This is a genomic window from Streptomyces sp. NPDC005492, assembly GCF_040605995.1.
Classification (GTDB): Bacteria; Actinomycetota; Actinomycetes; order Streptomycetales; family Streptomycetaceae; genus Streptomyces.
Window position 1 is genome coordinate 39,206 of record NZ_JBEXDX010000058.1, and the last position, 9,935, is coordinate 49,140.

The 9,935-nt window shown below is 72.3% G+C and carries 6 protein-coding genes; all 6 read right to left on the reverse strand.

Annotation, left to right across the window (positions count from 1 at the left end):
- Positions 1–11 precede the first annotated feature (11 nt).
- Positions 12–962 carry a bifunctional riboflavin kinase/FAD synthetase gene (locus ABZT04_RS41175; protein WP_356064498.1) on the reverse strand — a complete coding sequence of 317 codons (951 nt, stop codon included), beginning with the start codon at positions 960–962 and terminating at the stop codon, positions 12–14.
- Positions 963–1,112: 150 nt separating this feature from the next.
- The gene (locus ABZT04_RS41180; RefSeq protein WP_356064500.1) at positions 1,113–5,156 is read right to left on the reverse strand and encodes a hypothetical protein; all 4,044 of its coding nucleotides are present in this window, start codon (positions 5,154–5,156) and stop codon (positions 1,113–1,115) included.
- A gap of 258 nt (positions 5,157–5,414) precedes the next feature.
- Complete coding sequence (gene truB / locus ABZT04_RS41185) at positions 5,415–6,320, reverse strand: tRNA pseudouridine(55) synthase TruB (protein WP_356064502.1); 906 nt, start codon at positions 6,318–6,320, stop codon at positions 5,415–5,417.
- The gene (gene rbfA, locus ABZT04_RS41190) at positions 6,317–6,763 is read right to left on the reverse strand and encodes a 30S ribosome-binding factor RbfA (protein WP_356064505.1); all 447 of its coding nucleotides are present in this window, start codon (positions 6,761–6,763) and stop codon (positions 6,317–6,319) included. The genes truB and rbfA overlap by 4 nt, the downstream gene beginning before the upstream one ends.
- Before the next feature lie 50 nt (positions 6,764–6,813).
- A complete protein-coding gene (locus ABZT04_RS41195; protein ID WP_019074817.1) occupies positions 6,814–7,107 on the reverse strand; it encodes a DUF503 domain-containing protein in 294 nt (97 codons plus the stop codon).
- 137 nt (positions 7,108–7,244) lie between these two features.
- Positions 7,245–9,935 (reverse strand): translation initiation factor IF-2 (gene infB / locus ABZT04_RS41200; protein WP_356064507.1); only part of this gene is annotated, 2,691 nt, incomplete at its 5' end.

Here is a 9,935-nt window from a genome sequence, read left to right on the forward strand (position 1 = left end):
CGAAAGAGCGGTTACTCCGCGTCCGCCGAGATCAGCTCACGGCACCGCTTCACGTCCTGCGCCATCTGCTCCAGCAGACCCTCCAGGGACTCGAACTTCGCCTGTCCGCGCACGAACGCGAGGAAGTCGACGGCGACGTGCAGGCCGTAGAGGTCGAGGCCGACGCGGTCGATGGCGTACGCCTCGACCGTGCGCTCGGTGCCGTCGAACTGCGGGTTCGTGCCGACGGAGATCGCGGCCGGCATGGCCTCGCCCTGGGCGTGGAGGTAACCGGCGTAGACACCGTCCGCCGGGATCGCGGTGTGGGGCAGGGTCTCGACGTTGGCGGTCGGGAAGCCCAGTTCGCGGCCGCGCTGGGCGCCGCGCACCACGACGCCCTCCACCCGGTGCGGGCGGCCGAGGATCTCGCGGGCGCCCTCGACGTCGCCCTCGGCGACCAGGCGCCTGGTCAGTGTGGAGGAGAAGGGCTCGCCGCCGCCCGCCGCACCGGTCACGTAAAGATCCACCACCTCTACCTCGAAGTCGTATGTCCTGCCCTGCTCGATCAGGAAGGCCACATTGCCGGCGGCCTTGTGGCCGAAGCGGAAGTTCGGGCCTTCGACGACCGCTTTCGCGTGCAGTTTGTCCACCAGGACCTTGACCACGAAGTCCGCCGGGGACAGCTTCGAGAGCTCCTTGGTGAAGGGCAGGATCAGGACCGCGTCGACCCCGAGGTCGGCCATCAGTTCGGCACGGCGGTGGTGCGGGGCGAGCAGCGGGGGGTGGCTGCCGGGGCGCACGACCTCGCTGGGGTGCGGGTCGAAGGTGACGACGACGGAGGGAACGCCCAGCTCACGCGCGCGTTCCACGGCGTGCCGGATGATCAGCTGGTGTCCGCGGTGGACCCCGTCGTAAGAACCGATGGTGACGACGCTGCGCCCCCAGTCCTCAGGGATGTCCTCCAAGCCACGCCAGCGCTGCACTGTGACCGCTCCTCATCGAACCCGTGTCCGTATATAGACCTGATGTAGACCTGTGTCATTGACCTCTTGCGCAGGTCTAAGGGTGCCATGCCGGGGGCTCGCGGCCCGCATCGGCCTGAAGGCTGTGACCGGGCGCACGTACGAGGGCCGCTAGGCCGGAACTCCCACCCCGGCCAGGTTCTCGATCATGCGCCGGGTGCTGGGTCCGACCACCGCGGCCCAGTCCTCCGGGGTGTCGGCCAGCCAGCGGGCCATCAGCGTGGCGAAGCCGGGCACCTCGCGGCCCAGGTCGACGAGCCCGCGGTCGAAGCGGGTCGCGCCGGCGGGGGTGCGGACGAGCAGCCGGCCGGTCCGGTGGACGAGGTCGCGGATCTCGTCGTCGTCCCGCCGACCGGCCGCGTGCAGGAGGGCGTCGAGTACGGCGGGGTCGTGCTCGTGGGCGAGCAGGAACTCCAGGAGTTCGCGGCGCAGCGGGCGGGACGCGGGGGTGCCGGGGGCGGCGAGCACCACCGCGAGTGCGGTCCGGACCGGCTCCGGGCCGCCGTCCAGGAAGCCGGTGACCAGCGGGAGGAGGACGGCCCGGGCGGCGGGGCCGTGGTCGAGGCGGCGGTCGACGTAGACACCGAGGTGTGCGGCCGTCTCCGGCCACCGTACGACGGTCTCGCGCACCAGAGCGGCGGCCCGGCGGGCCAGGGCGGGGGTCGTGACGTCGGCGAGCGTGCGGACCGCCTCGCCCGCGTACGGCCCGTGCAGCCGGGCGCGAAAGGCTTCGAGGACCGGCTCGGGGTGGGTGGTCAGGGCGGCGGCCAGCGCGCTCGGCGGGAACTGCGGGTCGCCGGACGCGAAATGGTCCAGCGCCTGCGGGAGATGGCGGGCGCGGGTGTGCGGATCGCGAACGAGGAGGGCGAGCGCGCCGCCGTGCAGGGAGCGGTCGGCGGGGCGGCCGAGGAGGAACTGGGCCGCGTAGCGCAGGAGTTCACGGTCGGCCTCGGTCCGTACGTGCGGGGCGGCCCGCAGTCCGTACGCCACCGCCGCCACCCGCCGACCCGGCCGCTCGTCGTGCGCCCACCGGTCCACGGCCCGGCACACGGCAGACGGCTCCTCCTCGGCCAGTACGGCGAGGAGTTCGTCGGCCCGCCCGTGCGCACAGCCGACGAGCACCTCCGTCAAGTCGTCCAGCGCCCGCCGCCGATGCGTGTGCAGCAGCGCCTGCGCGGCCGTCGCCACGGTCGCGTGCGGCGTCGCGGGCAACGGTCGCTCGTCGTCGAACCACCGGGTGAGCAGCGGCTGTACGGCCGCGGGGTCGGCGGCGAGCAACTCGGCGGCGGCGTCCAGGAATCGGGGTCCGGTGCTGTCCTGCGGGGGGCCGTCGGCGAGCACGAGCCGCCGCAGCAACTCGAAGCGCTCGGCCTCCGGCAGATGCAGTGAGGTCCAGAATTCCGGCGCGAACTCGCTTGGTACGGGCTCCTGTTGCCGCCTCCGTACCACCAACTGGTCGGCCAGCAACCGCAGCGTTCCGCCGTACGGCGTCGCGTCGGGCACCCGTGACAGCACCTCGGCGAGCAGGCGCGCGGCCCACCAGGAGTGCGGGTCGGCGTCCAGGGCGTCCACCAACTCATCCAGCCGGAGGGCGAGTTGCGGGGTGGCCAGGAGGAGCAGAGCCTGTACGACGGGGCCGATGCGGTGGTGCGGTACGGGGAGGGGGTGGCCGGCCTGTCGGGTGCTGGGCCGGTACACCAGGGCGCGCAGGGCCTCGTCGAGGTCGAGGTGCATGCCCTGGATCCAGTCGGCCAACTCCTCGTGGGCGAAGCGGTATCCGGTGCCGGCCGGCACGAGGAGGCCCTCGGTGAGGACGGCGGACGCCCACCCGGTACCACCGCCGAGCCCCGCGGGTGCGGGGCCCCACGGGAACACCGCCTCGAACGACTCCCGGTCCAACTCCCCCTGCCCCGGCCCGAGACTGCGCCGCGCCGCCTCGTGCACCTGCCCGGCCACCTTGGCGGCGAGCCGTCGTACGGCGGTGCCGCGCAGGCCGTTCTCGGCGGCGAGGCGCACGGCGACGCGGAGGCACATGAGGTCGAGGTAGGCCGAGAACACGTCGTCGCGGTGCAGTTGGGCACCGGGTGTCGCGGGCAGCGCGGCGAGCACCTCGGAGAGGAGCCGGAGGGCGAGGGGGTGACGGGCGTCGGCTTCGACGAGGACGCCCTCCGGGATGCGGTACGCGGCGCGGGCCAGGCGGGCTTCATCCGGGCCCAGGTCACCAAGGTGAACGCAGGCAGGAAGCCCCACCCTGGGGGCTGCGCCCCCAGACCCCCCTTCGGTCTGAACGACCTCGTCCTCAAACGCCGGACGGGCTGAATAATGCGGACCGGCGTCAGCAGGCGCGGACGCCCCGGGCGGGACGGAGCCGGCCCCGTCACCAGCACGCACCCCGGAACGCACGGGACCAGCTGCGTCACCCGCAAGCGCTCCGGAGTACACCGTGCCGGTCCTGTAGCCCCCCACCATCCCGGAGCGGACCGGACCGGACTCGTCCCCCGCAGCCGCCCCGGAACGAACGCAACCGGCCTCATCCGCGGCAAGCGCCCCGGAGCCGACCCAGCCGGCTACGCCACCCTCAGCCACGCCAGAACCAACCGACCCAGCCCCATCAACCCTGGACGCCCCGAAGACAACGGGACCAACCTCGTCGACCGCAGCCACCCCGGGCGGGACCGGACCTGCCCCGTCATCCGCACGCGCCCCGGAACGAACGGGACCTGTTCCCTCACCTCCAACAGCCCCGGAACGATCCGGACCGACCCTGTCACCCACAGCCGCCCCGAAGGAAACCGAACCAGCCCCGCCGCCCCCAACCACCCCTGAGCCGCCTGAACCAGCCCCGCCATACAGCAACTCCCCTGAAAACCCCGCCCCTTCCCAGTACTCCGCCCGGCACCCCACCACCAACCGCGCCCCACTCCCCCGCAACCACTCCCCCGTCCCCCGGGTCCACTCACCCCGCCGATGAGCCAGCACCGGTGGCATCTCCTCAGGGCCATCGAGCAGTAGCAGCAAGGGCCGGCCGGCGGCACGGGCGACTCGGGCCAGCCGCTCCGGGCTGACGTCACCGAGGCCGCCCGGAAGGGCGGTGGAGGCGGCCAGGATGCGGGACGCACGGTCCAGCGTCCTGCGGGCCGCGTCCGCCACCGAGCGGTCGTCGTCCCGCAGGTCCGCTCCGCGCAGCCACAGTGTGGGTGCCGGTTGCGCGCCTCCGTTGCGGCGGGCGGCAAGCGCGGCGAGTTCCGTCGTACGGCCGCTGCCCGGGGGGCCGACCAGGCCGAGCACGGCCGCCGGACCCGCCACGAACCGGGCGAACTCCCTTGTCAGCCACGGACGTTCGACCGGCACCGGTAGGTACGAGCCGTCGCGGCCGGGTCCGACGTAGCCCGCGAGCGCCCCCGGCGGCCCGTCCGACCCCACCGACGTGGCCGTCAGTTCCAGCACACCCGCCAGATTGAGGTCGGCGCCGTACGCGGGCACGGTCGCCGCGTTGCGGGCCAGGAGTTCGGCCAGTGGTCCGTCGGCCTCGGTCGAGCGCAGGGGGACCGCGAATCCCGTGTCCCGTTGGCCGGATCGCAGCGCGGTGCCCAGCACACCGATCACCGCGCCGGTCGCGGCGTCCAGGACCGGACCGCCGGCCGCTCCGCCGCCGAGCCGCAGTGCGTCCCGGCCCGCCGTGCCGATCGCCAACTCCAGGGCGTCGTCCAGGAGATAGAAGCGGTCGGTGGCCGTGTAGGTGGCCGAGGTCGCGGCCAAGACGCGGGCCTCGCGCCAGCGGCCCGCGGCGATGCGGACGTAGGTGCCGGTCTCGACGCGGTCCCGCACGGTCACGGGCAGCGGGTCGACGCCCAGGCCCTCGGTGTGGACGAGGGCCAGGTCGAGGGCGGGCAGGGGGGTCACCGCGTCGGCGGTCACGAGGCAGGTACGGTCGTCGGCGGCGTGCAGGACGAGCCGGGACAGCCCGTCGACCGCTTCGTGGCTGGTGATCACCGTGCCGTGGTGGTCGGCGACGAATCCGGTGCCGCGCGGGCGCCCGGCCAGGTCACGGATGCGCACCAGGGCGGCGTCACCGGCCGCGGGTGCGGCGCCCTGTGCCACTCGCTCTTCCCGCGTACGACGGCCACCGCCCGTCCGCGGGCCACGTCCCGCCATGGTCGAACCTCCACGCCGTACAACTGCCCTGTGTTCGACGGTAGGCGTGGCGTGATCGGCGGGACAGATCGCGTGATGAACGCGCCCCCTTCCGCTCCCTCGGTTCACTCCGAGCGCCTGCCCAGGCGGGTGAATAGAAGCGGAGGGTTGGATACACCCTAGGGGTGGGGGAACCGAGGGGGGACCGTGGAGCGGCGGGAACGTAGACCCCGTGACCGCCGCTCCACGGGCGGGACTTGGGTCCCCCCAGGAGTTGTGTCACGCGAAGACGGCGAGGCTCTTCGCCTTGCCCTTCTGCTCCTCCACCAGGGCCAGGAAGCGACCCTCCGGGTCGAAGACGCCGACCGCGCCGACGCCCGTGTACTCCTCGGGGATGTCCAGGCGGACTCCGTTGAGCAGCAGCCTCGCCCGCCGGTCGTCGACGGACCAGCGCGGGAACGCGGCGTCCGCGGCCTCGGCGATCGGCATCACGGTCAGCTCCTGCTGGAGCTGGTCCAGGGTCTTCGCCGTGTCCAGCTTGTACGGGCCGACGCGGGTGCGGCGCAGGGCGGTGAGGTGGCCGCCGACGCCGAGGTCCGCGCCCAGGTCGCGGGCGAGCGCCCGGATGTAGGTGCCGGACGAGCAGACCACCGAGACCACCAGGTCCAGGACGGGCGTGCCGTCCTCGGCGACGGCGTCCCGGATGTCGTGGACGGCGAAGGCGGAGATGGTGACGGGGCGGGCGGGGATCTCGAAGTCCTCGCCGTCGCGGGCCCGTTTGTAGGAGCGCACGCCGTCGATCTTGATGGCGCTGACCTTGGACGGCACCTGCATGATCTCGCCGCTGAGCTTGGCGATCCCGGCGTCGACGGCGTCCCGGGTGACCTTCGAGGCGTCGAGCGACCCCGTGATCTCGCCCTCGGCGTCGTCGGTCAGGGTGCTCTGGCCCAGGCGGATCGTGCCCAGGTACTCCTTCTCCGTGAGGGCGAGATGCCCCAGGAGCTTTGTCGCCTTCTCGACACCGAGGACGAGCACACCCGTCGCCATCGGGTCGAGGGTGCCGGCGTGCCCGACGCGGCGGGTGCGGGCGATGCCGCGCATCTTGGCGACCACGTCGTGCGAGGTGAAGCCCGACGGCTTGTCGACGATGACAAGGCCGTCGGGCGTCCGGGTTTTCTCGGTCATTCGGCGGTGTCGTCCTCGTCCTCGCCGGGCTTCTTGTACGGGTCCGCGTCGCCCGCGTAGGCGGCGCCCGCCGAGACCTCGCGCACCTTCTCGTCGGACTGCCGTGCCTTGTCGAGGAGGTCCTCGATGGTCTTGGCGGTGTCCGGCAGGGCGTCCGCGACGAAGGTGAGGGTCGGGGTGAACTTCACGCCGGCCGCGGCGCCCACGGCCGAGCGGAGCACGCCCTTGGCGCTCTCCAGACCGGCCGCCGCCTCGGCGCGCTGCTCGTCGTCGCCGTAGACCGTGTAGAAGACGGTCGCCTCCCGCAGGTCACCCGTGACCCGGGTGTCCGTGATGGTGACGTGGGTGCCGAGCCGTGGGTCCTTGACCCCACGCTGCAGCTTCTGGGCGACCACCTCTCGGATGAGGTCCGCCAGCCTCTTGGCACGCGCGTTGTCGGCCACTGGTCCGTCTCCTTAATAACTGCTTCAACTACTACTTCGTGCTGCTTGCTTCAGTCTTCGTCGCTGTGGAGTCTGCGTCGAACCGAGAGCAGTTCCACCTCGGGGCGCCCGGCGACCAGTCGCTCGCAGCGGTCCAGTACGTCGGTGAGGTGTCCCGTGTCCCCGGAGACCACCGCGAGCCCGATCTCGGCCCTGCGATGGAGGTCCTGACTGCCCGTCTCGGCCGCGCTCACCGCGTACTTGCGCTGGAGTTCGGCCACGATCGGACGGACGAGAGAGCGTTTCTCCTTCAGCGAGTGGACGTCGCCAAGGAGGAGGTCGAAGGACAGAGTCCCCACATACATGTGTGTCCGGATGTCCCGCCGGTTCGGGGTATGGGCGCCGGTCTTGGACGCCGATACAGGAACCGTACACGCAACGGCCGGGGCCGATCGACGGAAATTCCTCTCCGCCGACCGGCCCCGATCGCGTGCTGTGACGATCAGCCGCGAGGCTTCTCGCGCATCTCGTACGTCGCGATGACGTCGTCGACCTTGATGTCGTTGAAGTTGCCGAGGTTGATACCGCCCTCGAACCCTTCGCGGATCTCGGTGACGTCGTCCTTGAAGCGACGCAGACCGGAGATGTTGAGGCTCTCCGCGATGACCTTGCCGTCGCGGACGAGGCGCGCCTTGGTGTTGCGCTTGACCTCGCCCGAGCGGACCAGGACACCGGCGATGTTGCCCAGCTTGGACGACTTGAAGACCTCGCGGATCTCCGCCGTGCCGAGCTCGACCTCCTCGTACTCCGGCTTGAGCATGCCCTTGAGGGCCGCCTCGATCTCCTCGATGGCCTGGTAGATCACCGAGTAGTACCGGACGTCGACGCCCTCGCGCTCCGCCATCTGCGCCGCGCGGCCCGCAGCGCGGACGTTGAAGCCGATGACGATCGCGTCGGAGCCGGTCGCCAGGTCGATGTCCGACTCGGTGACCGCACCCACGCCGCGGTGCAGGACGCGGATGTCGACCTCTTCGCCGACGTCGAGCTGGAGCAGCGAGGACTCGAGAGCCTCCACCGAACCGGACGCGTCGCCCTTGATGATGAGGTTGAGTTCCTGCACCAGACCGGCCTTGAGGGCCTCGTCCAGGTTCTCCAGGGAGAACCGGACTCCACGCCGGGCGAAGTTGGCGTTGCGCTCGCGCGCCGCGCGCTTCTCGGCGATCTGACGTGCCGTGCGGTCCTCGTCGACGACGAGGAAGTTGTCGCCGGCGCCCGGGACGTTGGTGAGACCCAGGACCAGGACGGGAGTCGACGGAGTCGCTTCCTCGACGTTGTTGCCGTTGTCGTCGAGCATCGCCCGGACACGGCCGTACGCGTCGCCGACGACCATCGTGTCGCCGATGCGCAGCGTGCCGCGCTGGACCAGGACCGTCGAGACGGCACCGCGGCCACGGTCGAGGTGGGACTCGATCGCGATGCCCTGCGCGTCCTGCTCCGGGTTGGCCCGCAGGTCGAGCGAGGCGTCCGCGGTCAGGACCACGGCCTCCAGCAGGGAGTCGATGTTCAGACCCTGCTTGGCGGAGATGTCGACGAACATGGTGTCGCCGCCGTACTCCTCGGCCACCAGACCGAACTCGGTGAGCTGACCGCGCACCTTGGTCGGGTCGGCGCCCTCGACGTCGATCTTGTTGACCGCGACCACGATCGGCACGTCGGCCGCCTTGGCGTGGTTCAACGCCTCGATCGTCTGGGGCATCACACCGTCGTTGGCCGCCACCACGAGGATCGCGATGTCGGTCGACTTGGCACCACGGGCACGCATGGCGGTGAACGCCTCGTGACCCGGGGTGTCGATGAAGGTGATGCGACGCTCTTCGCCGTTGACCTCGGTCGCGACCTGGTACGCGCCGATGTGCTGCGTGATACCGCCGGCCTCGCCCGCGACGACGTTCGTCTTGCGGATGGTGTCCAGCAGTCGGGTCTTACCGTGGTCGACGTGACCCATGACGGTCACGACCGGCGGACGCGCGACGAGGAACTCCTCGCCACCCTCGTCCTCGCCGAACTCGATGTCGAAGGACTCGAGCAGCTCGCGGTCCTCCTCCTCCGGGCTGACGATCTCCAGGACGAAGTTCATCTCGTCCGCGAGGAGCTTCAGCGTCTCGTCGGAGACGGACTGCGTGGCAGTGACCATCTCGCCGAGGTTCATCATCACGCCGACGAGCGACGCCGGGTTGGCGTTGATCTTCTCGGCGAAGTCGGTGAGGGACGCACCGCGCGACAGACGGACGGACTGTCCGTTGCCACGAGGCAGCATCACACCGCCGACCGACGGGGCCTGCATGGCCTCGTACTCCTGGCGCCTCTGCCGCTTCGACTTGCGACCGCGACGCGCGGGACCACCGGGACGACCGAAGGCGCCCTGTGTGCCACCACGGCCACCCGGGCCACCGGGACGACCGCCGAAGCCGGGACGGCCACCGCCGCCACCGGCGGGAGCACCCGGACGGCCGGCGAAACCGCCGCCACCGCCCCCGGGACCCGCGGGACGACCGGCGAAACCGCCACCGCCGCCACCGGGACGACCGGCGAAGCCGCCGCCGCCACCGGGACGACCGCCGCCGCCACCGGGACCGCCGGGACGACCGCCGCCGCCACCGGGACCACGGCCACCGGGGCCGCCACCGGGACGGGGGCTACCGGCAGCGGGACGCTGCGGCATCATGCCGGGGTTGGGACGGTTGCCACCGGGGCCACCGCCCGGACGCGGAGCGCCGCCCTGCGGGCGGGGCATGCCGCCCGGGGTCGGACGCGCGCCACCCGGAGCACCGGGACGGGGACCGCCCGAAGCGCCCTGGGGACGGGGACCGCCCTGACCGGCACCCTGCGGACGCGGAGCGCCACCGGGAGCACCACCCGGGCGGTCGCCGCCCGGACGCGGGGCACCGCCGGGACGGGGCGCCGAGGGGCGCGCCATGCCGGTGGAGCCGCCGGAGGTGAACGGGTTGTTGCCCGGACGGGGACCCGCCGGACGAGCACCGGGGCGTGCGCCCTGGCCGCCCGGACGGGGTGCGCCGGGTCGGTCGCCGCCGCGCTCGGGGCGGTCGCCGCGACCCTGGCCGCCCTGGCCGGGACCGGCCTTCGGAGTGCCGCGCCGGTACACGTCCTTGAGGTACAGCACGAGGACGGCGCC